Annotated in this window: 21 protein-coding genes and 1 riboswitch; of the genes, 12 read left to right on the top strand and 9 right to left on the bottom strand. The window is 72.1% G+C overall.

The features are described from left to right. Positions 1-92: 92 nt before the first annotated feature. The gene (locus ACN27G_RS08175; protein ID WP_421492164.1) at positions 93-1,538 is read left to right on the top strand and encodes a glycosyltransferase; all 1,446 of its coding nucleotides are present in this window, start codon (positions 93-95) and stop codon (positions 1,536-1,538) included. Between the two features lie 5 nt (positions 1,539-1,543). After that, entirely contained in the window at positions 1,544-3,679 is a 2,136-nt protein-coding gene (locus ACN27G_RS08170) for a glycosyltransferase family 1 protein (protein WP_421492163.1), read from the top strand. 48 nt (positions 3,680-3,727) lie between these two features. Here ACN27G_RS08170 and ACN27G_RS08165 read toward each other — a convergent pair whose 3' ends face one another. From ACN27G_RS08165 to ACN27G_RS08145, 5 genes are all read right to left on the bottom strand, one after another. Further along, positions 3,728-5,254, bottom strand: a complete 1,527-nt coding sequence (locus tag ACN27G_RS08165) for a N,N-dimethylformamidase beta subunit family domain-containing protein (protein ID WP_421492162.1) — start codon at positions 5,252-5,254, stop codon at positions 3,728-3,730. A gap of 126 nt (positions 5,255-5,380) precedes the next feature. Continuing rightward, entirely contained in the window at positions 5,381-6,994 is a 1,614-nt protein-coding gene (locus tag ACN27G_RS08160) for a glycosyltransferase family 4 protein (RefSeq protein WP_421492161.1), read from the bottom strand. Positions 6,995-7,019: 25 nt separating this feature from the next. Next, positions 7,020-8,048 carry a Gfo/Idh/MocA family protein gene (locus ACN27G_RS08155; RefSeq protein ID WP_421492160.1) on the bottom strand — a complete coding sequence of 343 codons (1,029 nt, stop codon included), beginning with the start codon at positions 8,046-8,048 and terminating at the stop codon, positions 7,020-7,022. A gap of 11 nt (positions 8,049-8,059) precedes the next feature. Further along, a complete protein-coding gene (locus tag ACN27G_RS08150; protein WP_421492159.1) occupies positions 8,060-9,169 on the bottom strand; it encodes a DegT/DnrJ/EryC1/StrS family aminotransferase in 1,110 nt (369 codons plus the stop codon). A gap of 178 nt (positions 9,170-9,347) precedes the next feature. Further along, a complete protein-coding gene (locus ACN27G_RS08145; RefSeq protein ID WP_421492158.1) occupies positions 9,348-10,082 on the bottom strand; it encodes a TetR/AcrR family transcriptional regulator in 735 nt (244 codons plus the stop codon). A 154-nt stretch (positions 10,083-10,236) separates the two neighbouring features. On the opposite strand from ACN27G_RS08145, the gene ACN27G_RS08140 reads away from it, so the two are divergent. The 6 genes from ACN27G_RS08140 (at position 10,237) to ACN27G_RS08115 (ending at position 16,909) form a co-directional block, all read left to right on the top strand. Beyond that, positions 10,237-11,133: an ABC transporter permease gene (locus ACN27G_RS08140; RefSeq protein ID WP_421492157.1), complete on the top strand. Its 897-nt coding sequence runs from the start codon at positions 10,237-10,239 to the stop codon at positions 11,131-11,133. Positions 11,134-11,137: 4 nt separating this feature from the next. Then, positions 11,138-11,950, top strand: coding sequence for an ABC transporter ATP-binding protein (locus ACN27G_RS08135; protein ID WP_421497271.1), 813 nt, complete (start codon positions 11,138-11,140; stop codon positions 11,948-11,950). Positions 11,951-12,117: 167 nt separating this feature from the next. Then, on the top strand, positions 12,118-13,674 hold the full coding sequence (locus ACN27G_RS08130; RefSeq protein ID WP_421492156.1) for an SDR family NAD(P)-dependent oxidoreductase: 1,557 nt from the start codon (positions 12,118-12,120) through the stop codon (positions 13,672-13,674). Beyond that, the gene (locus ACN27G_RS08125; protein WP_421492155.1) at positions 13,647-15,347 is read left to right on the top strand and encodes a CDP-glycerol glycerophosphotransferase family protein; all 1,701 of its coding nucleotides are present in this window, start codon (positions 13,647-13,649) and stop codon (positions 15,345-15,347) included. The genes ACN27G_RS08130 and ACN27G_RS08125 overlap by 28 nt, the downstream gene beginning before the upstream one ends. Before the next feature lie 61 nt (positions 15,348-15,408). Beyond that, positions 15,409-16,182 (top strand): GNAT family N-acetyltransferase, encoded by a 774-nt coding sequence (locus ACN27G_RS08120; protein WP_421492154.1) that lies wholly within the window; start codon positions 15,409-15,411, stop codon positions 16,180-16,182. Between the two features lie 139 nt (positions 16,183-16,321). Then, positions 16,322-16,909, top strand: a complete 588-nt coding sequence (locus tag ACN27G_RS08115) for a hypothetical protein (RefSeq protein WP_421492153.1) — start codon at positions 16,322-16,324, stop codon at positions 16,907-16,909. Between the two features lie 141 nt (positions 16,910-17,050). Here the strand turns inward: ACN27G_RS08115 and ACN27G_RS08110 are convergent, their stop codons facing one another. Beyond that, the gene (locus ACN27G_RS08110; protein ID WP_421492152.1) at positions 17,051-17,965 is read right to left on the bottom strand and encodes a C39 family peptidase; all 915 of its coding nucleotides are present in this window, start codon (positions 17,963-17,965) and stop codon (positions 17,051-17,053) included. A gap of 482 nt (positions 17,966-18,447) precedes the next feature. Beyond that, positions 18,448-18,589, bottom strand: a riboswitch (cyclic di-AMP (ydaO/yuaA leader). A 257-nt stretch (positions 18,590-18,846) separates the two neighbouring features. On the opposite strand from ACN27G_RS08110, the gene mdlC reads away from it, so the two are divergent. Beyond that, entirely contained in the window at positions 18,847-20,451 is a 1,605-nt protein-coding gene (gene mdlC / locus ACN27G_RS08105) for a benzoylformate decarboxylase (RefSeq protein WP_421492151.1), read from the top strand. Positions 20,452-20,473: 22 nt separating this feature from the next. On the opposite strand, the gene ACN27G_RS08100 is transcribed toward mdlC, so the two are convergent. Beyond that, complete coding sequence (locus ACN27G_RS08100; protein WP_421492150.1) at positions 20,474-22,075, bottom strand: flavin monoamine oxidase family protein; 1,602 nt, start codon at positions 22,073-22,075, stop codon at positions 20,474-20,476. Between the two features lie 196 nt (positions 22,076-22,271). Here ACN27G_RS08100 and ACN27G_RS08095 point away from each other — a divergent pair, with 196 nt between their 5' ends. Then, on the top strand, positions 22,272-22,754 hold the full coding sequence (locus ACN27G_RS08095; protein WP_421492149.1) for an aminoacyl-tRNA deacylase: 483 nt from the start codon (positions 22,272-22,274) through the stop codon (positions 22,752-22,754). 152 nt (positions 22,755-22,906) lie between these two features. On the opposite strand, the gene ACN27G_RS08090 is transcribed toward ACN27G_RS08095, so the two are convergent. Together ACN27G_RS08090 and ACN27G_RS08085 are read right to left on the bottom strand one after the other, a co-directional pair. After that, positions 22,907-23,098, bottom strand: coding sequence for a DUF397 domain-containing protein (locus ACN27G_RS08090; protein ID WP_421492148.1), 192 nt, complete (start codon positions 23,096-23,098; stop codon positions 22,907-22,909). Next, complete coding sequence (locus ACN27G_RS08085) at positions 23,085-23,873, bottom strand: helix-turn-helix domain-containing protein (RefSeq protein ID WP_421492147.1); 789 nt, start codon at positions 23,871-23,873, stop codon at positions 23,085-23,087. Before ACN27G_RS08085 ends, ACN27G_RS08090 begins: the two co-directional genes overlap by 14 nt. A gap of 271 nt (positions 23,874-24,144) precedes the next feature. Between ACN27G_RS08085 and ACN27G_RS08080 the strand changes: the two genes are divergently transcribed. Further along, complete coding sequence (locus ACN27G_RS08080) at positions 24,145-24,501, top strand: hypothetical protein (RefSeq protein ID WP_421492146.1); 357 nt, start codon at positions 24,145-24,147, stop codon at positions 24,499-24,501. Between the two features lie 3 nt (positions 24,502-24,504). After that, on the top strand, positions 24,505-24,792 hold the full coding sequence (locus tag ACN27G_RS08075; protein ID WP_421492145.1) for a flavin reductase: 288 nt from the start codon (positions 24,505-24,507) through the stop codon (positions 24,790-24,792). Positions 24,793-25,043: the final 251 nt, after the last annotated feature.

Raw genomic sequence — 25,043 nt, 5'->3', positions numbered from 1 at the left:
TCCCGGGAGTTACGCCCCCGACCCCGGCGTCACGCCCCAGACGCCACGGCCTCTCCATCCGCCCCGACAGAAGGAAGATCGGCAGTAGCAGGATGCCAAATCCCCTCCCCTCCTCGCTCTCCCAACTAACCCGCGCGATCCGCGCCCGACCACGGCGCGGCGACCGGCCACACGTGATCTATCTGGCGATCGGGTTTCCGCCCGCCGCCAAGAGTTCGGCCTACCGTCTGCGGGAGACCGCCAACCAGTTCTGCGCCATCGGCTGGGACGTCACCGTCATCACGATCTGCCAGGAGGCGTGGGAACGCGAGTACGGACTGGACCACAGCCTCTCCGAGGGTGTCGACCCACGGATCAGGGTGGTCGAGCTGCCGCTGATGCGCACCGACCTGGAGACCGACATCCGCAACTTCTCGGAGGCGCGCGCGCTGCGCCCCCGGGAGTGGATCGAGCGGCAGCGGAAGCAGGAACTCCGAATCTTCCCGGAGCCGGTCTTCGGCGGCTGGCGGTTCGCCCTGGAAAAGGCGGTACTCCGGGAACACCGGGCACACGCCGCCGACCTGCTGATGACGACCTGCGCACCGTACGTCAACCTCGCCGCGACGTGGCGGCTCTGGCAGGAGCACCAGGTGCCGTACGTGGTGGACTTCCGGGACGGCTGGTCGGTCGACGTGATCGGCGGCGGTACGGCGTTCACCGAGAAGTCCCCGGCAGGCCAGTGGGAGAAGCGCGTACTCGAACAGGCCCGGGCGATCTGGTGCGTCAACGAGCCGATCGCCCGCTTCTACCGGGACCGCTATCCGGTCGTCGCCGACCAGGTCAGGGTGGTGCGCAACGGCTACGACCCCGACTGCGTACCGGCCGCGCCGCACCGGGCGGATCCCGACGGCGGGCTGACCTTCGGCTACCTCGGCTCGATCAACTTTGCTCCCGCGCTGCTCGACTCGGTCCTGACCGCCTGGCGTATGGCGCGCCGGGTGGATCCGGTGCTCGCCCGCAGCCGCTTCGAGGTACGCGGGCACATCGGTGCGGGCGCGCTGCGCGAGGCGAACGCGCACAGCGAGCTGCTGCGCGCGGCGGCCCCGGACGACGTGGAGTTCGGCGGGCCGGTGCGGAAGGCCGAGGTCGCCGGTGTCTTCGGGCGGTGGGATGCGCTCGTCCTGATGCTGGTCGGCGGCGAATACGTCACCTCCGGGAAGGTCTACGAGTACGCGGCCAGCGGGCTCCCGGTGATGTCGGCCCACGAGGTGGACCACGACGCCGCGAACGTGCTGGCCGGGCACCCGCTCTGGACCGGGGCGGTCGGCCTGGACGTGGCGACGCTCGCCGCGGCCTTCCGGGAGGCGGCCCGGCTGGCGGTCGAGGCCACCGACGTCGAGCGCGCGGCGGCTCGGGCGCACGCCGAGCGCTTCGCCCGGGGCGCGCAGCTCGCCCCCGCCGTCGCCGAGGCCGCCGAGCTCGCCCTGGGGGCCACCGGACCGGCCCTCGCCGCCACCACCGGGCAACCGACCCCCACCGACGCTATCCGAGGCAGGTAAAGCTCATGATCAACGTGCTTCTCGTCGCGGGCACGGCACCCCGGCAGGAGACGGTGCTGGTCGAAGCCCTGGAGCGGTTCGGCGGGCAGGGTGTCCGGGTCCGGCTGGTCTGCGACTTCGACCTGAGCCGGCTCACCTTCGACCCGGCCCCCGCCGAGGTGCGCGGACTGCGGGAGACGACACCGGAGGAGCAGCGGCGACACGGCCTCGGCGGCGAGGGGTCCCGCGCGGTCTGGACCCGGTCGTGGCACGACGAGGTGGTCCGGCGCTGGGTCCGCGAGGCCGACGTGCTGGTCTCGCTGGACATGATCGCCGTCTACGCGGTCTGGGAGATGGCGCAGCGGCAACTCGACGCCGACGCCTGCCACGGGCTCGGCCCGGCCACCCGGGCGGTGCAGGCCAGGCTCGCCGGTGCCCCCCGGCCGAAGCGGAGTTTCCGGGACGCGGCGGCGGTGCGGGCCGGCATTGTCAGCCGGGCCACGCGGCGGAACGCGACGGCCAAGGTGCGGCGGGTCGTCCGAATCGGCATGTCGCCGGCCGTGATGCGCAGCGGTGCCGGTGCCCTGTTCTGGCGTACGGCGATCGCCGCGCCGGCCCTGCCCGACCGGGTGCGCAGCGGTGTCGCCTACCGGGTGCACCAGCGCGCGGTCGAGGCGGAACGCCCACAGCAGGCCGCCGCCGCCTCGGCCGCCGCCGTCGCCCGGATGGAGGATGCCGCCGCCCGCGCCGCCCTGTTGACCAAGGAAGCCACCTGGGAACTGGCCATCGGCCGCATCCCGGTCGCCCTGCGGGCGGCGGTCGTCGCCGAGCTGGCCGTCGCCGACGACCTGCTCAAGCGGAAGGCCACCGCCCGGGCGGCCCAGTCGGTGCACCGAGCGGTGCGGTTACTGTTCCACCGGGTGGCACACTTCGAGCAGCCCTCCTCGCCGCTCGTCGAGCACCCCACGGAATTCCTGGCACCGCTGCGGGAGAGCGCCGCCGGACGTGTCCTCGCGACACCGCGCGGCCGGGCGCGGAACGCCGCGCCACCCCCGACCGACCGGCCGCTGCGGCTGCTCGTGGTGGCCGCCGGGGACGCGCGGAGGTACCGGACGGTCCGCGGACGCTACGACGACCGTCCGGACGTCGAGGTTCAGCACGTCGACCTCGGTGACGAGTCGGATCCGACCACGGTTCGCACCGACCCGGCCGCACAGGTCGGCCACCTGCTCGCCGGCTCCAGCGAATACGGCAACCGGATGCACGAATGGCTCCAACCCCGGATGGCGTGGGCCGACGTCCTCGTCGCCGAGGGTGCGGAGGCCGCCGCCGCCGTCACGCTGATCGACCCGGGCGGCACCCGGATCGTCGTACGCCCGCACCCCGCCGACCTGCTCACCTCGTGGGCCCGCCTGACCGATTACTCCAGAGTGGATGAGGTGGTCGTCGCCTCGACGGCCGTGCTGGGGCTGGCAACCGCGATGCTGCCCCAGCTCAGCGGCGACGCGGCACCCGTGCTCTCCGTCGTCGGTGACGCCCTCGACCTGAGCGGATACCAGCGCCCGAAGCATCCGCAGGCCCGTTTCACCCTCGGTGTGCTGGGGGTGAACGCCGTCGACACCCGCTGGGCCGTCGAGGTGCTCCGCGAGCTGCGAGTGGGCGACGAACGCTACCGGCTGGTGTTGGTCGGCACCGAACTGACCCCGGATCCGGGCATGCTGGTCCGGCGCTACCACGAGGAACTGCTGGCCGACCTGTCCGAGCTGGAGCGCTCGGGAGCGGTGCGCAGGGTCGAGCAGGTGCCCGACGACGTACCGGAGGTGTTGACCGGGATCGGTGTGATTCTCGGCAGCCAGGTGCGGGAGACGTTCCGGCACGCGCACGTCGAGGGCGCGGCCAGCGGCGCCGTGCCGGTGCTACGCGGCACCGCGCTTCCCGCCGACTCGCCGGGCGGCCTCCAAACGGCCGTTCCGCCGGAATGGGTGGCCTACACCCCGCAGCAGGCGGCCGCGCGGATCCGTGACCTGACGGCCGGTGAGGAGCGGTGGCGGGCGAGCGGTGCGGACGTGGCGGCGTACGCCCTGGCCACCTGGGACTGGCGCTCCGTCGGGCAGCACGTCGATGAACTACTCCGAATCCCGGCCACACATCCGGTGGGCTGAGCTTGGGTCCATGGTGGCGGGGCCGGCGGCCGAAGAGCCCCACTCCGCTCAGGTCCAGGGTGGCCGCCGGACTATCCGGTCGAGCAGGTTCCGGGTGGCGGTCTGGATCTTCTGGTTACGGAAGCCCCGTCGGTTCAGTCCGAGGGTCCAGTGCAGCGTCCCCGCGTCGAAGACGACGGCGCCGCGGGATGTCTCGTACAGGTGGGTGTTCTGCTGGTAGAGCGTGCCGGTCCGCAACGGGTACGGCGACGCGGAGAGGACGGTCGCCCGTACCCCGAGCGGTGCCGGCATCTCCGGGTCGTAGCCGTCGGCTTCGCCGCCGACCAGCCGTGGCAACTCCGTGCCGTCGACCACGTTGCAGCCGGCCCAGAACCAGTGGTTGGCCGCGTTCACCACGAGCGGGCTCGTGGCCGCGACGATGCCGTTGTACTGCACGCCGAGCAGCCCTTGCTCGGCGTGCTCGCCATGGCCGCCGAGTTCCCGCCACCTTACGGTGGCACCACGGCCACCCAGCCCCTGTACCGGGTCCGGTGCCGTCTTGTAGCAGGTGACGACACGGTGCTCGCGCCCGTCGCGGGACGGCTCCAGCCGGATCTGCCAGTACATGTTGTTCGCGGACAGAAAGGCCAGGCTCACACCGCGTTCCACCGCCTGGCTCGCGGTGTGCCGCATCTGGGCCGACCAGTACTCGTCGTGGCCGCAGAAGACCAGGCCGCGGTAGCGCTCCGGGACGATGCGGCCGCTGTGAAGGTCCACTGTGGAGGCGTACGTCACGTCGTAGCCACGCCGTTCCACCCACTGCACGAAGTCGTGGTCGCGGTCGAAGTGCTTCGGCCAGCCACCCCCTGAGTAGGGGCGGTCGAAGGACACCTGGACGGCCCGCTCGGCATAGCTGATCGGCCCGCCCGCCGACGGAAAACCGTAGTAGAGACTCTTGCCCCGCAGCCCGTCCAGCGGCCACTGGTTGTAGGCCTGGTAGGTCGGGAACGGCAGCACGACGCAGAGCTCCGCGCGGTGCCGGTCGTCCCGGACCACGAACGGAGTGCAGCCACGCCTGCCGCTCTCGCTGGTGAAGGTGGCGAGATAGAGACCGGAAACCCAGTCGGCGGGCACCGGGAACCGCCAGGTGGCGGGCCAGGCACACTCGATCAGCCCGCTCACCGGGTCGGCGAGGGGCACCGGATGGGTCCGGCCGGGCAGCGGCTCGCTGGTGTACACGAGCCGCCCACCCGTCCCGTCGTACCAGCCGAGCCGGTAGATCGAGATGGTGATGTTCTGCGGGGTCTCCACGGTGACGTGGAAGTCGATGGTCTCCCCGCCGGCGACGCTGGTCGCCGAGGCGTATCCCTGGATCTGCGACCGGTCGTCGTCGGCGTCACGCAGGCCACCCCGGGCGGAGCGCCACGTCTCGGTGCCGGCGAGCCGGTTCTCGCCCCGCACCACGTCGCCCCGGTCTGTCAGCGACGGCGTCGCCTTCGCCCCCCGCGAGCCCTGGCAGGCGGAGAGCGCGAGGACGCTCGCGGGCAGTCCGACCGCCAGCATGCCGAGCGCCGAACGCCGACCGAGGGGCGACATCAATTTCCTCTTTTCTGTTGTACGAGGTGGGTTTGGCGCTGCGCACGCGCGGGCCCGGCGCAACCGCTCCGGAGAAACGGCGCGACTCCGCATCGTAGTCGCTCGATGCCCGCCGCGCGCTGTGCGTCAGACGATCGCCGGGTCGAGCACCACCCGTTCCTCTGCCACTTTCGCCGGGGCGACGTCCGGCCGCAGCCGCCGGTACACCTGGTCGAGCACCTCGGCCTGTGCCTCCCAGGTCCAACCCTCGAGCAGCCCCGGCCGGTCGTACGCCGCCCGGTAGCGCTCCGGGTCGGCGAGGACCGCCCGGACCGCCCGGACGTAGTCGGCCAGGTCGCCTGCCCGGAAGACCTCGCCCTGCCCGGTGGAGCGAGTCGTCTCCGCCATGGTGCGGACGTCGCTGCAGACGATCGGCAACCGGGCGTGCGAGTACTCCAGGTATTTGGTGATCAGCGCGAGCTCGTGGTTCGGCTTGTGCTGGATCGGCACGACACCGGCGTTCGCCGTGGCGAGGAACGCCGAGACCTGCCAGTGCGGCACGTACGGCAGCAGATGCACCCGGTCGCCGACGCCGAGCTCCACCGCACGGGCCAGCAGCTCCTCCGAGGCGGCGTTGTTGCCGCTCGGGTGGAGGGTGACCAGTGCGACGTGCACGCCGGGCAGCTGCGGCAACGCGTCCACCATCAGGTCGACACCCCGGGACGGGTTCACCCCGCCGCAGTAGACCAGCACCGGCGTCTCCGGCCCGATCCCGCAGAGCGTCCGCAGGTCGGGCGCCGGCTCCCCGGCAGCCTCTCCGGACGGACCGGACGGCGCGTTGAGCACCACCTGCGGGCGCTCCGGTAGCCGGTGCACCTGCTGGAGCAGCTCGGCGAGGGTCGAGGAGACGGTGACCACCGCGTCCGCCTGCGGGGCGTACTCGGCGGTGTACGCGATCTGGGCGGGCAGCCAGCGCGGGTTGTCGGCCCGGCCGGTCACCCCGGCGACGTACTCGTGCGCGTCCCAGACGACCTTGACGTCCCGTCCCCGGGCCCGGGCACGCTGTGCGGCCCGGACGCCGACGCCGACCATCCGGAAGTCGTTGGCGTGGATGAGGTCCGGTTTCAGCGAGTCGACGACCCGTCCGAAAGCGAGTTCGTAGTCCCAGAGCCCCGGGTCCAGCCGCCGCCAGCTCCGCTGCCCCATGAGCCGCTGCCAGAACCCCATCGAGATCCGGGTGATCGGGGCGTCAGGGTCCTGCCGGGCCCGCTGGAGCCGGCTCAGCTCGCCGGCGCGAAATCTCGCCCAGAGGCCGACGGCCTTGGCGACCGCGCGGAGCGGCACCAGCCACAGCCGGCCCGCCAGGTGCCGCAGCGGGCTGCCCCCGGCCCGCCGGGCCGCGTCCAGCACCGCCCGCCGCTGCCGGATCTCCCACTGCCAGGCCTTGACGGCGTTGACCCGCTGGGCGGCGTAACGTCCGGGCCGGTAGGCCAGCGGGCGACGCAGCGAGCGCCGCATCAGCATCGGATGCTGTCCCAGCGGCCGGGGCACCCTGATCAACCGCACGGTCGCGTCGCCGATGGTCCAGGTCTCCTGCGGCGACGCGTTGCTGAGGATCCCGAGCAGCGTGACGTCCCACCCCGCCTCGGCTGCGGAACGTGCCTCCTTCTGCACCCGCGAGTCGCCCTGCACGGCATTGTCGACAAGCATCACCACGCGACCGCGCGTGGTGCGGATCTCCCCGGCGCCCTCGTTGTCCATCTGTAAGCCCCCTGCAATCTGCTCGTCAGGCGGAAGCGGCGCTCGCGGCGCTGTCCAGAGCGTCGGCCACCGACGGGGCCACCGAGACCGTGGTGCCGTCCGTCGCCGACTCCAGCAGGGCGGCGGCGACCTGGACCGTACGGAGACCCTGGCGCAGGGTGACGATGCTGCTCTCCTTGCCGTCGACCGCGTCGCGGAACCGCTCGTGCTCGACCAGCAGCGGCTCCCGCTTGGGGATCGCGTAGCGGACCATGTCCCCCTCGGCGACGCCCCGGAACGCGCGCAGCGCCTCCCACTCGGTGTCGATGGCACCGTTGGCGTAGAAGGTGAGGTCGGCGGTGAGCGTGTCGGCGACGAAGCAGCCCCGGTCGCCGGTGATCACCGTGGAGCGCTCCTTGAGCGGGCTCAGCCAGTTGACCAGGTGGTTGACCATGGTGCCGTCGGCGAGCTGCCCGACGGCGGCGACCATGTCCTCGTGCAGCCGCCCGCTGCGCGAGACCGTACGGGCCGAGACCGAGGTGTATTCCTGGCCGGTGACCCAGCTGGTCAGGTCGATGTCGTGGGTGGCGAGGTCCATCACGACCCCGACGTCGGCGATCCGGTGCGGGAAGGGACCCTGGCGGCGGGTGACCACCTGGAAGACCTCGCCCAGCTCGCCGGCCTCGAGCCGGGTCCGCAGGTTCTGCAACGCGGGGTTGTAGCGCTCGATGTGCCCCACCCCGGCGACCAGCCCGGCCGCCTCGAACGCCTCCACCAGCCGGGTGGCGGTCTCCACCGACTGTGCGAGCGGCTTCTCGATGAGCGCGCAGACGCCGTTCGCCGCCAGCTCCAGGCCGACCTGCTCGTGCAGCGCGGTCGGGCAGGCCACCACGGCGTAATCGATCTCGAGTGCGAGCAGCTCGGCGACGGTGGGCAGCACCGGCGCCCGCAGCATGCCGGTGCTGTCCCCGGCCGGGTCCACCACACCGACCAGCTCGACGCCGTCCAGGCCGGCGAGGATCCGGGCGTGGTTGCGCCCCATCGCGCCGAGGCCGATCAGGCCGGCACGCAACATGTTCCCACCGCTCACCGGGCACCGCCCAGGCTGTTCGTGGCGTCGGCGATCCGCTCCAGGTCGCCCTGGCTCAGCGCCGGGTGGATCGGCAGCGAGATCACTTCGGCGGCCGCCCGCTCGGTCTCCGGCAGCTCCCACGGACCGGGCCTGCCGTCCGCGGCCAGGTACGGCTTGAGCCGGTGGATCGGGGTCGGGTAGTAGACCGCGTTGCCGACGCCCCGGTCCAGCAGCTGCCGCTGGGCGGCGTCCCGGTCACCGGAGACCCGCACCGTGTACTGGTGGTAGACGTGCCGGGCCGCGTCGGCCACCGGCGGGGTCACCGCGCCGGTGATCCGGGCGTCCAGGAACTTCGCGTTCGACCGGCGCTGCTCGGTCCACTCCGGCAGCTGCCGCAGCTGCACCCGGCCGATCGCCGCGGCGACGTCGGTGAGCCGCATGTTGGCCCCGACGATCTCGTTCGCGTACCGCTGCTCCATGCCCTGGTTGCGCAGCAGCCGCAGGGTGCGGGCGAACTCCGCGTCGGGGGTGGAGATCATGCCGCCCTCCAGGGCGTGCATGTTCTTGGTCGGATAGAAGCTGAAGCAACCGGCGATGCCGAAGGAGCCGACCGGCTGGCCGCCGAGGGCCGCGCCGTGCGCCTGCGCCGCGTCCTCGACGACGGCCAGGCCGTGCCGCTCCGCGATCGGCATCAGCCGGTCCATCGCGGCGGGGTGGCCGTACAGGTGCACCGGCATGATCGCGGCGGTACGCGGGGTGACGGCCGCCTCGACCGCGGCCGGGTCCAGGCAGAAGCTGGTGGCCTCGATGTCGGCGAAGACGGGCTCGGCACCGACCAGCCGGACGGCGTTGGCGGTGGCCGCGAAGGAGAACGACGGCACGATGACCTCGTCACCCGGGCCGAGGCCGAGGGCGAGCAGGCTGAGCTGGAGCGCGGAGGTGCCCGAGTTGACCGCGACGCAGTGCCGGCCGGCCACCAGCTCGGAGAACTCCTCCTCGAACGCCGCCACCTCCGGCCCCTGCACCACACGGCCGCTGCGGAGCACCCGGACGGCCGCCTCGACCTCGGCGTCTCCGATGACTGGTTTGGCGGGCGGTATCAGGTCTGCGTTCTGCCCAGACATGGGCATCCTCCTGTCGATGAGGCATCGCAATCGGCAGCGATGCTAGCTCGTTGTTCCGTGGGTGGATCGAGTGGTACGGGGGGCGCGGCCGGTGGCGGAGCCGGGCCCTACGGGTCACGGCCTCCGCGACCGCCAGGTGGTCGGGGGTGGTGGACGTGGGTGGCGCCGCGCGGCGCGGTCAGCTCGAGACCGGGGCGTCGACACTCCCTCCGGCCGGGGCGTCCCGGACCACCGCCGCTCCGACCGTCTCCGCCGCACCGACCGTCTCCGGCACGCCCACCGTCTCCGGCACGCCCACCGTCTCGGGCACGGCGACGTCCGCGCCGAGCCCGGCCGCGATCGCCGCGGCCAGCCGGGACAGGTAGGCGTCCGGCAGGGCGGTACGGGAGACGGCGAGCCGCCAGTAGAGGGGTCCGACGATCAGGTCGACCGCGAGGTCCGGATCCGTTCCGGTGGGCAGCTCGCCCCGGGCCACCGCCCGGTCGATCAGCTGCCTGCCGACGTCCCGCTGGTTCGTCCGCAGCGCCTGCTGGAGGGTCCCCGCGATCTCCGGGTTGCGGGCCGCCTCGGCGAGCAGGTCCGGAACGATCTGCGAGGCCAGCCGGTGTCGCAGCGCCCGGGCCACGATCCGCAGCAGCACGTCGAGATCTCCGGTTAGGCTCCCGGTGTCCGGTAACGGTAGGCTCTGGCCCGCGACCCGGCCGACGATCTCCAGCACCAGTTCGAGCTTGGAGTTCCAGCGCCGGTAGATCGCCGTCTTGCCGACCCCGGCCCGGCGCGCGACCGCCTCGATCGACAGCCGACCGTAGCCGACCGCGGCGAGTTCCTGCAGCACGGCCTGGCGGATAGCGACGGTGATCTCGTCTCGGAGCACCGCCGCTCCCGCTGGAGCACGCCGGTTGTCGGTCGCCACGTCGGCCAATATAGCGCGACGACGCTACGGTTGCGTCCCGACGTACTTATGGACTACTTTCCACGGAGCGACGACCATCGGCGTTCCACCGCTCGAGCCACGGTCGACACGTCGCGCGACTCCCACAGCCCGAACAGATCGGAGCGCCCACGCTATGGCCATCACGGCGGTAGCCAACCCCGATTCAGAGCTCAGCCAGGCAGAACTGGCCGCCCGGTACGGACTGACCGTGGCCGGAGCCCGGCCCACCCTCCCGGCCTACGCCCGGCAGCTCTGGTCCTACCGGCACTTCATCACCGCCTACGCCAACGCGAAGCTGGTGGCCTCGTTCAGCACCGCGCGACTGGGGCGCATCTGGCAGGTGCTGACCCCGCTGACCAACGCGGCGGTCTACTACCTGATCTTCGGTGTGGTGCTGGGCACCAGCAGGGATGTCGAGAACTTCATCGCCTACCTCTGCACCGGGCTGTTCGTCTTCACCTTCACCCAGACCGCGGCGAGCGGCGGGGTCACCGCGATCAGCGGCAACCTCGGACTGATCCGGGCACTGCACTTCCCCCGGGCCGCCCTGCCGATCGCGATCACCCTGACCCAGTTCCAGCACCTGCTCGCCTCCATCGTCGTGCTCGCCGGCATCGTGCTGGTCGACGGCGAGCCGCTGACCATCCAGTGGCTGCTGGTGATCCCGGCGGTGCTGCTCCAGTCGGTCTTCAACGCCGGGCTGGCGATGGCGCTGGCCCGGGTCGGCTCGAAGGTCACCGACATGCGGCAGGTCCTCCCGTTCGTGATGCGCACCTGGATGTACGCCTCCGGCGTGCTCTACAGCGTCGAGTACTTCGAGCAGCACCTGCCGGAGTGGGCCGCCTTCCTGGTGCAGCTCAACCCGCTGCTGGTCTACATCGAGCTGATGCGGCACGCCCTGCTGGAGTCGGCGCCGGTGACCGCATCGGCGACCCAGTCCTGGGCGCTCGGCATCGGCTGGGCGGTACTGGTCGGGCTGCTCGGGTTCATCTACTTCTGGCGCGGTGAGAAGGAGTACGGCCGTGGCTGAGCCGATCGATCCCCGGACCGGGACCCCTGCGGGCGCGACCACGGTGGCGCCGGTCCCCCGGATCCCGACCGTCGTCGTCGACGACGTCCACGTGATCTACCGGGTGCACGGTGCCAACTCCGGCAACAACAACCCGGTCGCCGCGCTGCGCCGGATGGTGACCGGCCGCAAGAGCGGCACGGTCCGCGAGGTGCACGCGGTCAAGGGCGTCACCTTCACCGCCTACCAGGGTGAGGCGATCGGCCTGCTCGGCAGCAACGGCTCCGGCAAGTCGACCCTGCTGCGGGCGATCGCCGGGCTGCTGCCGGCCAGCCGGGGGACGATCTACACCCACGGCCAGCCCTCCCTGCTCGGGGTCAACGCGGCGCTGCTCAACGACCTCTCCGGGGAACGCAACGTGGCGCTGGGGTGCCTGGCGATGGGCATGACCCCGGCCCAGGTGCGCCAGCTCACCCCGGAGATCGTCGAGTTCTCCGGGATCAACGAGCGCGGCGACTTCAGCTCGCTGCCGATGCGGACGTACTCGTCCGGGATGGCCGCCCGGCTGCGCTTCTCCATCGCCGCGGCGAAGAAGCACGACGTGCTGCTGATCGACGAGGCGCTCGCCACCGGTGACGCACGGTTCCGGCGCCGCAGCGAGCAGCGCGTCCGCGAGCTGCGCGCCAGCGCCGGCACGGTCTTTCTGGTCAGCCACAGCATCGGCTCGATCCGCTCCACCTGCGAGCGGTCGATCTGGCTGGAGTCCGGCGTGATCCGCGCGGACGGGCCGACCGACGAGGTGGTCCCCGAGTACGAGAAGTTCATGAACCGGAAGTGAACCGGAGCCGAACCCGGACCGACCGGCGGAGGGCCGGTTGTCGACCTGGGGGTTCGGCGTCCGGCCGATGCCGGGCTAGGGTCCTATGGGTCGCGGCTCCGGGCGGGCCGCGGACGGAGACTCGGCGTACGACTGCGGCGACCGGCCGCAGACAGTGAGGATCGGCAATGGCACAGAATCCGGCGACGCGGCCGGACGGTCGGACGGCACCGGAGCCCCGGAGCGCCGTACCGGCGGTGTGGCGACCCCAGCGGACCGTGGCGGTGGTGCTGGCCGGCGGCACCGGCACCCGGGTCGGGCTCGGCATACCCAAGCAACTACTCAAGATCGCCGGCAAGCCGATCCTCGAACACACCATCGCGGTCTTCGAGGCCGCGCCCGAGATCGACGAGATCCTGGTGATGATGGCGCCCGGCTTCCTCGACGAGGCGCAGCAGATCGTCGACAGGGCCGGGTTCCGCAAGGTCGGCAAGGTGATCGAGGGCGGTGACACCCGCAACGCCACCACCCGGATGGCGCTGGACGCGCTCGGGCCGGACGACTGCAACATCCTCTTCCACGACGCGGTCCGGCCGCTGCTGAGCGGGCGGATCGTCCGGGAGTGCGTGAACGCGCTCTGGACGCACGCCGCGGTCGACGTGGCGATCCCCTCCGCCGACACGATCATCCAGGTGGACGGGGACGACTGCATCACCGACATCCCGGTCCGGGCCCGGCTGCGCCGGGGGCAGACGCCGCAGGCGTTCCGCTCGGGCACCATCCGGGCCGCGTACGCGCGCGCCGCCGAGGACACCGAGTTCAGCGCCACCGACGACTGCGGGGTGGTGCTGCGCTACCTTCCCGAGGTGCCGATCAAGGTCATCGAGGGCTCGGACGAGAACATCAAGGTGACCCACCCGGTCGACGTGCACCTGGCGGACAAGCTCTTCCAGCTCGCCGCCGCCCAGGCGCCCCGGCCGGTCGACGAGCGGGCGTACACCGAGGAGCTGAGCGGCCGGACGGTGGTGGTCTTCGGCGGCAGCCACGGCATCGGGCAGAAGCTGGCCGAGCTCGCCCGGCACTACGGCGCGGAGGTCTTCCCGGTGAGCCGGTCCGGCACCGGCACCCACGTGGAGCGGGCCGAGGACGTCGCCGCCGCGCTGCGCGCCGCGTTCGAGGCGACCGGCCGGATCGACCACGTGGTGGTCACCGCCGGGATGCTCCGGACCGGTGCGCTGGCCGAGATGGACGAGTCGACAATCGCGCAGATGCTCCAGGTCAACCTCGTCGCCCCGGTGGAGATCGCCCGGCAGGCCCTGCCCTACCTGCGGCAGACCCGGGGCCAACTGCTGCTCTACACCTCCAGCTCCTACACCCGGGGCCGGGCCAGGTACGCCCTCTACTCCGCCACCAAGGCCGCCGTGGTCAACCTCACCCAGGCGCTCGGCGACGAGTGGTCGGAGTTCGGCGTACGGGTGAACTGCGTCAACCCCGAGCGGACCGCGACCCCGATGCGGACCCGGGCGTTCGGGGAGGAGCCGGTGCACACCCTGCTGGCGGCCGACACGGTGGCCCGGGTCTCGCTGGACGTCCTCCTCTCCGGGCTCACCGGTCAGGTGGTCGACGTCCGCCGCTCCCCCGGCGTTCCGGGCGCCGAGATCGCGGGCCCCGAGATCGAGCCGGTCGGTCCGGGCGGCGTGGCGAAGGAAGGAAGCGCATGCGTGGCGACCTGGTCAGGAAACTGACCCTCCGGTGTCTCAGTGCCGGCCTGGCCGTGCTCTCCTTCCTGGTCCTCGCCCTGGCAACGGCGGAGCTGGCCGGTCTCGCCCTGGCGGTGGCCGGCGCGGTCGCGGTCTGGGTCGAGCGGCGGGTCAACCCCCGGGCCGGCCTCGTCGCCGAGCCCGTGCTGCTGATCGCCGGGGTGCTGGTCGGCTACGTCCACCGGGTCCCCGAGGCCCGGTGGAACTGGCTGGCGCTGGCGGTCACCGGGGCCGCACTGCTCGGGCTGACCCTGGCCGAGCGGCAACTGCGGGACGCCGCCGAGCTTGAGGTGCGCGCGGCCAACCTCGGCGTACGCTCCTCGCCGCTGCTCGTCGCCGACCGGCTCGGCCCGGCGGTGCTGGCCCTGCTGGTCCTGCTCGCCGCGAGCGCGGCGCTGCGCCTGCCCGCCTGGCCCGTCCTGCTCCTCACCCTGCTGGTCGGTGCGGCCGCCGCGGTCGGCGCGGCCGGGCCACTCGCGCTGCGCCGGCTCCGCCCCTCGGCCCGGCAGAGCGCGGTCACCCAGGCGCTGCGCCGGCACCAGCCCGAGTTCCTGCTCCACTTCTCCGCGCCGCCCGGCTCGGAATACCAGGTCATGATGTGGCTGCCGTACCTGGAGCGGATCGGCCGCCCCTTCATGGTGCTGCTGCGGGAGCCGGACTTCCTCGGCCCGGTCTCCGCCGCCACCAGCGCGCCGGTGGTGGTCTGCCCGACACCGCGCTCGATCGACGAGGCGATCGTGCCGAGCCTGCGGGTCGCCTTCTATGTCAACCACGGCGCCAAGAACAGCCACTGCATCCGCTTCACCCACCTCACCCACATCCAGTTGCACCACGGCGACAGTGACAAGGCGACGAGCGCCAACCCGGTCTCGGCGATCTTCGACCGGATCTTCGTCGCCGGGCAGGCGGCGATCGACCGGTACGCCCGCAACGGCGTGACCATCCCCGCCGAGAAGTTCGCCATCGTCGGCCGCCCGCAGGTGGAGGCGATCGAGGTGCGCCGGGAGCCGATCCGGGACCGGGCCGACAAGGTGGTGCTCTACGCCCCGACCTGGACCGGGCACAACGCCGACGTCGACCACTGCTCGCTGCCGGTCGGCGAGACCCTGGTCCGGCGGCTGCTGGACCGGGGCGTGACGGTGATCCTGCGGGCCCACCCCTACACGTCGCAGAACCCGGCGTCGGCCCGGCAGCTCGCCCGGATCGAGCAGCTGCTCGCCGAGGACCGGGCGGGCAGCGGGCGGCCGCACGTCTTCGGCGCCGAGGCGGCCCGGAAGATGAGCCTGGTCGACTGCGTCAACGCCTCCGACGCCCTGGTCTCGGACGTCTCGGCGGTGATCTCCGACTATCTCTACTCCGGCAAGCCGTACGCCGTCACCGACCGGGTCGGCGAGGGGGAGCGGTTCGTCGAGGGCTTCCCGCTGGCCGGTTCCGGCTACGTGCTGACCTCGGATCTGTCCAACCTGGACGACGTGCTGGACCGGCTGCTCGACACCGACCCGCTCGCCGAGACCCGCTGGCGGACCCGCACCCGCTACCTCGGCGACTTCCCGGAACAGCGGTACGCCGACGGCTTCCTCGACCAGGCCCGCCGGGAGCTGGACGGCACCGGGGCCGCCCCGACCGTCCCGTCCCCCCGGCCCGCACCGGTCGGCTGAGCGGGCGCCGCCGCCCGGCCGGCCCTCCGAACGCCGGCACGGGCTGTGCCATGATGCATCGGTGACGATCATCAGGGCCGGCCACGACCGGAACGAGCTGGCCGGCCTGCTGCGCCGCGATCCCCACCTGCACGCGTACGAGCTCGGCGACCTCGACGACTTCTACTGGCCGCACACCACCTGGTACCGGCTGGACGACGCGGTGGCGCTGCTCTACCACGGTGGACCGACGCCGGTGCTGCTGGCGCTGCACCGCTCGGCGGAGGTGGTGGCCGCGCTGCTGACCGGTCTCCTGCCGCTGCTGCCCCGGCACTTCGAGGCGCACCTCTCCCCCGGCGGCGCGGAGGTGCTGGCCCGGCAGTTCCCGGTCCGGTCGCGCGGCCCGCACCTGAAGATGGCGCTGACCGATCCGGACCGGCTGGCCCGGGTGGCGCCCGGCGGCGAGGTGCTCACCGAGGCCGACACCGCGGAGCTGACGGCCTTCTACCGGCGGTCCTACCCCGGCAACTGGTTCGATCCCCGGATGCTGCGCACCGGGCACTATCTCGGGATGCGCCGCGACGGCGGGCTGGTCGCCGCCGCCGGGGTGCACGTCTGGTCGCCCCGCTACGGGGTCGGGGCGCTCGGCAACGTCACCACCGCGCCGGAGCACCGGGGGCAGGGGGTCGCCAGCACGCTTGTGGCGGCGCTCTGCCGGCGGCTGCTGGCCGAGGTCGAGACGGTGACGCTGAACGTGCACGCGGAGAACACCACCGCATACAAGCTCTACGACCGGCTCGGCTTCACCCCGGTCGCCGAGTACGCCGAGTACGTCGTCGGCGAGCCGGCACCGTAGCATCGCCCACGCCACCTCTCTCCCCTGTGGAGCGATCGTCGACTCGCGCCGATCCGGCTCTTGTCAACGGTCGGCACCACGGGCACCATGTCAACGTTCTCGAAAACGCACAATTCGATCCGTCGCCGAGGAGGAGTCCGTGCTCGAGGAGTTCATGGGCATTCCCGCCCATCCCCTGCTGGTCCACGCGGCGGTGGTCTTCATCCCGCTGCTCGCCGTGGCCGCCGTCGGGTACGCCTTCGTCCCGTTCCTCCGCCCGCACCTGCGCCTGGTGACGGCGCTGCTCGCGGTCGCCACCCCGGTCGCGGCGCTGCTGGCCAAGCTCTCCGGCGACGAGTTCCTCGCCCGGCTGGAGGCGGGCAACCGGGTCAGTCCGGAATACGTCCCCCGGCTGGCCGAGCACCAGGAGCTCGGCGGTGAGACCCTCTACGCGACGATCGCGCTCGGCGTGCTGACCCTGCTGCTGGTCCTCTTCGTCCGCCCCCGCGCCGCCGCGGCCCCACCGCCCGGCGGCACGGACGGCGGCACGGGCACGGACGGCGGCACGGGCACGGACGGCGGGACCGGGGGCGGGGGAACCGGGACGGCCGTCCGGGCGACCCGCACCAACTCGCCGGCGCTGACCCTGGTGCTCGGGGTGCTCTCCCTGGCGGCGGCCGGGGTCGCGCTCTACTACGTCTACCGGACCGGAGACTCGGGCGCCCAGGCGGTGTGGCAGGGCCAGTGATCCGCCCGGCGGTGCCGACGTCGTGAACTCCGGGGCGCGGGCTCCGGCGTACGACGACGCCGGCCCGCCCCACCTCCGGTCGGCACGGGTCGTCCGGAAAGTGGGGCGGGCCGGCGTGTCATCGGCTGCCGGCGGGGCGGATCAGGACGAGTAGCCCCGGGTGGCCGCCCAGTTCGCCAGGTCGATGGTGCTCAGCCAGTAGGTGCTGTCCGCGCCCGGGATGGCCGGGTCGGCGATCTTCACCGTACGGCCGTCGTCGCGGTAACCGACCACGGTCAGGTAGTGCCCGCCGGGGTAGCTGTGCCAGCCGCCGTCGAGGTCGGTGGCGGAGCCTGCGATGTTGACCACCACGGCGTAACCGCTGGTGACGGCGTGCACCACGTCGGCCTGGAGCCGGTCCATCTGGGCCGGGGTGGCCGCGCCGCCGGGGATCGCGGTGGTGCGGTAGAAGTCCGTCCCGATCAGGTCGTTCAGCACCCGGGTGGTGTCCTCGGCCGAGTTCGTGCCGCTCGTCGTGGTGCCGAGGGCGCCGGCGACCGCATCCTGGCTCGGCCGCTCGTCGCGGACGGTAAGCGCGATCCGGGTGGCGGCCGGGCCGCAGTACCAGCCGTTGATCTGGGCCTGGAACTCGTAGTCCAGCAGCTTCGACTCCGGCGGTGCCGGGGGCTCGGTCGTCCTGGCCGGGGCCGCCTTGGCCGCCTTGACGGCCGGGCTGGTCTGCTCGGGGCTCGCCGGCTGCGCCGGGGTCGCCGGTGCGGTCGTCTCCGCCGCCGCGGACTCCGGCGCCGTGGTCCCCGGCGCCGTGGTACCCGGCGCGGCGCTGCCGGCCGTGCCGGGCTCGCCGGGCTCGCCGGTGGTTCCCGGTGCACCGGATGCCGGGGTGCCGACTTCGGCGACGGCGACGGTCGAGGGCTCGGACACCTCCGCCGAGCCGGTCGACGCCAGAACGCCGCCAGTGGACGCGGCGGCGGCGAGCACCGCCGCCGAGGCGAGCGCCAGCCGGTTGCGCCGGCCGGAGACGGCGGTCCTGAACCGCCGGTTAATTGCGTGCTTCAACGTTGTCCTCCAGGGGAATGCACGTCACCCTCGCCGGGGGGCTAGAAATGACGCGATGCTTTCGTCCGCTGGTGGGAATGCGACGCGAAATTGCGCTCAAAATGCGCAGGAAAGGTCCGTCGATCCAATCGACAACGCGAGCGGCGATGTGCCGACCGGCGGAGAGCGCCGCTGTCGGCGTACCGGTGGAATCAGCGCCGCCGCGACCTGCCGCCGCCGGCCCGCGGGTCTTTCCGGACGTGCCGGCCATCCGGCCGGCGACCCCGGCGGGCCCGCGTCGACGACGTCCGCGTCACAGCCCCCGAGCGGTCCGCTATCGGGCCAGGATCGGGTACCTGTCGAGGGCTGCCCGGTGCCGGCCGGTGGCCGGGCGGACCGGAGCGGTCGCGGTGGCCGGAGGCCGGACCGCGACGCGACGAGTTGGGACGCGGCGAGCTGACTGGGGGGATGGGCCGGAGCCAGGGTGGTGCGGCACGAACACGTACTCCTTCCGACACCGCCTACCGGGTTAGCTGACGGATTCGGGCGGGAAGGCCGCCCTACCGCGGGCCAGAGGCTCGCGGATTCACCCCGAATAACTGTGGGTCCCCGGCTCGTTACCGAACGACTCGGCGGGTCTGTTCCGGTGTCACCGGCGTGGCGACGAAGGGGCCGGACCAGACTCGCCGACATTACTGGCCGCCTTCTGCCGTTGCCAACCCTTCTGAACAGCGAAAACAGTGACCGACACCGCGATTCGGACGGCCGGGGACCGAATGCCGGACCGCCGAACGGGGTCGAGATAAACCAGCATGATCATGTACGGGTACGGTATGACGGAAATGACCGGCTTAGCCGGGTGGTTCCAGAATGGGACGACAACGCGCAGGAGGCCCCTTTCGATGACAACGGTGCACGAAGCAACCTACGACCTGCTCCGTTCCCTCGGCCTGACCACCCTCTTCGGCAACCCCGGCTCCACCGAGGAGCCATTCCTGAAGAACTTTCCGGCTGACTTCGCGTACGTCCTGGCGCTCCAGGAGGCCTCGGCGGTCGCGATGGCGGACGGCTACGCCCAGTCCAGCGGGCGGCCGGTGCACGTCAACCTGCACACCGCGCCCGGCACCGGAAACGGGATGGGCAGCCTGGTGACCGCCTGGCACAACAAGACCCCGATGATCGTGACGGCGGGACAGCAGACCCGGACGATGAATCTTTTCGAGCCGATGCTGACGAATGTGCGGCCGACACAACTCCCCGAGCCGTACGTCAAATGGAGCCACGAACCGTTACGCGCCCAGGACATTCCCGAGGCTTTCATGCGGGCGCACGCCACCGCCGTACAACCGCCGGCCGGACCGGTGTATCTCTCGCTTCCCCTGGACGACTGGGACGAACCCGCCAACGGCACCCCGGAGGTACGCCGGGTGAGCACCCGGGTGGCGCCCGACCCGGCGGCGCTGGCCCGGTTCGCCGAGATCCTGGCCGGCAGCCGGCAGCCGATGCTGGTGATCGGCTCCGGGGTGGACCGGGCCGGCGGCTGGGCCGACGCGGTCGCCCTCGCCGAGCGGAGCCGGGCGCCGGTCTGGCAGCCCCCGTTCGCCGACCGGGTCGGCTTCCCGCAGGACCACCCGCAGTTCCAGGGGCTGCTGCCGCCGGCCATCGGGCCGCTGGCCGAGAAGCTGGTCGGTCACGACACCGTGCTGGTGATCGGTGCCCCGGTCTTCCGCTACTACCCCTACGTGCCCGGCCGGCGCGGATACCTGCCGGAGGGCACCCGGCTGCTGCACATCACCGACGACCCGGCCGAGGCGGCCCGCGCACCGGTCGGGGAGAGCCTGGTCGGCGACGTGGCGCTGGCCTGCGCCGCCCTTGCCGAGCTGCTGCCGGCGGCGGCCGGCCGGCCGATGCCGCCGCCCCGACCCGCCGCGCCGGACGGGGCGGCCGGCACGCCGCTGAAGCCCGAGACGCTCTTCGGCGCACTCGCCGCCGAATGGCCGGCGGACGGGATCGTGGTGCCGGAGACCCCCTCCAACCTGAGCGCGCTGCACCGGCAGCTCACCATCGGCCGGCCGGGGTCGTACTTCAAGATGGCCAGCGGCGGCCTCGGCTTCGCGCTGCCGGCGGCGGTCGGCATCGCGCTCGCCCAGCGGGACACCCGGCAGCACCGGCCGGTGGTCGCGGTGATCGGGGACGGCTCGTTCCAGTACTCGCCGCAGGCGCTCTGGACGGCGGCCCAGCACCGGCTGCCGGTCGTCTTCGTGGTGCCGGTCAACCAGGAGTACGGGGTGTTGAAGGCCTTCGCCGAGCTGGAGCGGGCGCCGGGGGTGCCCGGCCTGGAGCTGCCCGGCCTGGACATCCCCGGCATCGCCCGGGGCTACGGCTGCACGGCCCACCGGGTCGAGTCGGTGGACGAGTTCCGGACGGCGTTCCGGACGGCACTCGGCACGGAGGGCCCGACCGTGCTGGCGGTGCCGATCACCCGGGACGTCGCGCCGCTGCTCTGACCGTGAGGGTGGCCGATCCGGCTCAGCGCGCCATCACCCGCTGGTGCAGTGCGGTGACCACCGCGCGGGCCGAGACGAACGAGCCGTGCTGCCAGGCCACCTCGTGGCTCAGCCAGTCACCGGCGAAGTAGACCCGGCCGGCGGGCCGGAGCAGCAGGTCGTAGCCGGCGCTGCCGTGCGGCGGCGAGGTCCAGGCCCCCTCCAGGTAACGGGTCCGGTCCCAGGCGTGCGAGTACGCCGTCACCAGCTCGCTGCGGTACTTCTCGCCGTGGATCTTCACGCCCTGCATGACCGCCCGCTCCTGCCGCTGGGCCGGAGTCAGCGCGCTGTACGCCCGCGCGTTCGCCCCGGTGTTGTAGTAGCCGACGATCACCCCTCGCCGCCCGTGGAAGCCGTACGACGGGTACCAGATGTGCGACACGTCGAGGTCGGTCTCCGTGATGCCGCCGTAGATGCGCTGGTCAAGCTCCCACCAGCGGCTCCGGTACTCCAGACCGATCTTGCCGGAGGCGGTGGCCGGGAAGCTGCCGAGCGCCGCCGTCACGTCCGCGCCGAGGTTGTGCGGCACCCGGGCCATCAGGTGCGGTGGCAGCGTCGCCACGCAGTAGTCGGCCCGGACCATCCGCTCCCGGCCGCCGTGCCGGTAGGTCACCTCGACCTGGCCGCCCCGGTCGGTCACCCCGGTCACCTCCGCGCCGAGCGTGATCCGGTGGCCGCCGATCGCCCTGGCCAGGGCCCGGGGGATCTGGTCCATCCCGCCGACCGGCTGGAACATCAGCATCGCCTGGTCGTAGCCGAGCTCGAAGGAGAAGTACCGCCCGACGTTGCTGGCGAAGACGTCGGCCAGCGGCGGCGGGGCGCCGAGCAGGCTCCCCCCGTCGTTGCCGGCGCCGGGATAGCTGGCGAAACCCCGCCGGCTGGTGCCGGTGTAGGCCCAGCCGCTGGTGCGCCCGCCGATCGCGCCGTAGCTCTGCAGGAAGGACAGCAGCCGTTGCTTGTCGTCGGCGCTGAGCCGGTCGTCCAGGGCCCCCTGGTCGGTCGCCTTGGCGAGCAGTTCGGAGACGTAGCCGTAGACGTCCGCCTTGGCGGTGCGGTAGCGGACCGGCGCGGTCATCCCGGCGGACTCGTTGTAGATCCAGGCGTCCGCGTTGGCGTTGGTGAAGATCTCGACCGGTACGCCCAGCTCGCGGCAGTAGTCCAGGGTGACCATCCACTGCGCGATCCGGGCCGGCCCGGCGTTGAGGTAGCCACCGTCGGAGAAGCGGGCCCGCTGGGTGTGCCCGTCGAGATCGGTCTCCACGTCACCACCCCGGATGGTCAGGTTCCGGCCGCCGGCCCGGGAACGCGCCTCCAGCACCGTGCAGTCGTAGCCCGCCTTGCCCAGCTCGTAGGCGGTGGCGAGGCCGGCGACGCCGCCACCGAGCACCACCACCCGGGCCCGACGGCGGCCGGTCAGGGTGAAATCGGAGTGGGTCGGCGCCCGGAACGGTGGCGCGGCCGACGCGGCGGTCGGGGCGAGCCCGAGCGCACCCATGGTGGCGAGCATCGCGCCCGCACCACCGCTGACCCCGACCGCGCGCAGGAAACCGCGCCGGCTGACCGCGGACTGCTCGGACTGGTTCATGCCGCCCCCTTTTCGACGATCGACCCGATTTCACGATCCGTCTGTTGAAGATCCACTGGGGCCGAGTCTGTAGAGGGTGTGTTTCGGCGAGCCAACAGAGACGATTGCCGATATGTTTCGGGTGCCGGGGGCACCACCGTGGACGACCAGGGGATTCCAGCCCCGACCGACACCGGCCGACCGGTACGGTGGGGCCATGTCCGGTACCGCCCTCGCCGCCCTCGCCTCGGCCGGCATCCCGCACCGGGTGCTCCGGCACGGCCCGGTGCGCAGCGTCGCCGAGGCCGCCGACGCACTCGGCGTCGAGGTCCCAGACGTGGTGAAGACCCTCGTGGTACGCCGGGCCGAGCAGGACTACGTCTTCGTCCTCGTTCCCGGCGACCGGGTCATGTCCTGGCCGAAACTGCGGTCACTGCTCGGCGTCAACCGGCTCTCCCTGCCCGGCGCCGACGAGGCACGGTCGGCGACCGGCTACGAGCGCGGCACCATCACCCCGTTCGGCTCCCGCGGCGCGTGGCCGGTCGTCGCCGACGAGCGGATCCGGGGCCGGAGCATCACGCTGGGCACCGGCGAGCACGGCAGCGCCGTCGCGCTCGACGCCGACGCGGCCCTGGATGCCCTCGCCGGGACGGTCGCCGACGTCAGCGACCCCGAGCCGCCGGACCCGCCAGGGCCCTAGAAGCCCTGTAGAAGCGCAACAGCCCCAGACCCTACCGCCAAGTAGGGCCGGGGCCTTTCGTCGTTTGCGGCCGCGCGCGCGGACGTGCGCTGCGCTGGCCGCGCTCGTTCCGGTGGTGGGATCGGATTCCACGCCCTGCGGCGCGGACCACGTCAGCCGTGCTGCTTCGCCAGGGTGACGAACGCCTGCCACGCGGCCGGGAGGAACGCCAGGGTTCCGCCGTCCCGGTCCTTGGTGTCCCGCACCAGCACCCGGCCGGGAAGGTTGTCGGCGACTTCTACACAGTTCGAATTGCCGCCGGACCGGGTGGTCTTTCGCCAGGCCGGGGCTTCACTTGTGCTCATTCAGTACCTCCAGGACGAAATCTCTACTCTGGTCGGTCGACAGCGCCAGACCGTTGATCGACTCCCAGGATAGCTCTAGCTCTGCCACGTCTTCGGCGGAGCTTGCCACCTTGCCCTCCAACTGGTCGTCAAGGTAGGAAATCCGCCTACCGTCCCGCAGGGTCGCGAGCGAGATTGGGCCACCCAGCCCAGCGTGCAACCCGCCGACGTCATCCGGCAGCACGCGGACAGTGATGGCGGGTCGATGACCCATGTCAACCAGGTGGCCGAGCTGATCCTTCATGACGTCTCGGGGACCACGACGCAACGCGAACTCTGCGATAATGCAGGAAATCTTCATCGCCGGCTTACGCTCAAAGACGGCTGCCTGCCGGGCCGCTCGGGTGGCAACCAGGTCATCCACCCTCCCCTCGTTCGCGGGCACTCCGGCGAACATCTCGCGCATGTACGACTCGCGTTGCAGCAGCCCCGGTATCACCAAGGGCTCCCAGTTGCGCAGAAGCGTTGCGCGACGCTCGTGTTCGACCCATGACCGTAGCCATGGGCGCAGGTCCTCGCGTGCCTCCGTGGCCAGCTTCCGGATCTCGCCACCGGTGCCGAACAACTCATCCAGGCGTTGCGCCGTGCCGTCCTGCGGTACCGCCTTACCCGATTCGAACTGCTGAGCAAGAGACTTCGACACGCCGACCGCGACCGCAAGCCGACCTTGCGTCAGCTTCCGCTGCAAGCGCAGTTCCCGAATGCGGGCCGGAAGCGAAAGGTGAGAATCATTCACTAACTATCACCTCGGGTGGTCGGGTTATGCCGACGCACCGTCTGGCGTTGGCTTCATTCATCTTCCGTCACCGCGCTGTCACGGTCCAGGGTGGATTGCAGGACGGAAGCGTTCACAGCGGCCTCTTCCAATCGCCGGGGAGTGGCCACAAAGATCCGCCTCGATGGCGGATGGCCTTCCGTAGCCGGGGGCGGTGCCTGGGCATTGAGGTCAGACGAAGGTCCGAGCGGCACCGCCCCCGTCCGCCAACTGTCGACGGGAGGCATCACGCATGAGACAGACTCGCAACCCCCGCCATCGTCGGGCGTGGTGGCGCCTCTGGCGGTACTGCCGGTGCGGCCATCGCTGGGTGTGCCCCGACGCGATCGAACGCGTACCGATGCCGTGTCGGCCACCCGCGCCGCTGGTGCACCGGGACTGCTGGGACAACCCTCGCTCGATCGAACTGACCGAGGAGGAGGCGACCGAGGTCCGTGCCCTGTCGGACCCCACACCGCCACCACCGCCGCAGGTCCGGAATCGTCGGCCCGGGTGGGACGCACCCACCCGCTCGCAGCCGCGCAACGGCCGGCCGGGCACCCTGACCCCGGCCCAGCAGCACCGCGCCCGACACACCGAACGGATGTAGACCGTGATCGGGCCGTGGGCGCGATGGGAGCGGCACGCCGCACGGCGACGGCTGGCGGCGGCCCGCGCCGGCCAGCACCTCCCCGGAGACCGGTACGCCTGCCTGGTATGCGAACACGACTGGCCCTGCCACGATGCCCGCCTGGCCCTACTGCGCAGCTTCAACGGCAACCGGGTCGGACTGACGATGTACCTCGCCGCGCACCTCGCCCGCGCACTGGAGGCACTTCCCGACCGTCACCCCGCCACGATCGTCGGACAGATCCTCTACTGGGTTCCCCGCCGCCGTTAACACCGCTCCGGCACCCCCAGACCTCGCACCGGCCTTCTCCCCCTCCCCCGCTCATCACCCACCCCCAGGGAGCCGGAGCCGACAGGAAAGCGCCCCCGGGCCGTTCGTCCTCCCCGGTTCGCTGTCGCGGCATGCAGGTGTGCGGCGTGTCGTCAGAGATCTTGACGACTTGTGGTCGTTCTGACGACCACAAGTCGTCAAGCCCGGACGGGCCTGGAGCGGATCGGATTGCAGGACCGGATCACGGAGCT

The organism is Plantactinospora sp. WMMB334 (assembly GCF_049179095.1).
Taxonomy (GTDB): Bacteria; Actinomycetota; Actinomycetes; order Mycobacteriales; family Micromonosporaceae; genus Plantactinospora.
The sequence above is the reverse complement of the archived record's forward strand: the minus strand, read 5'-3'. Positions and strand labels throughout refer to the sequence as shown.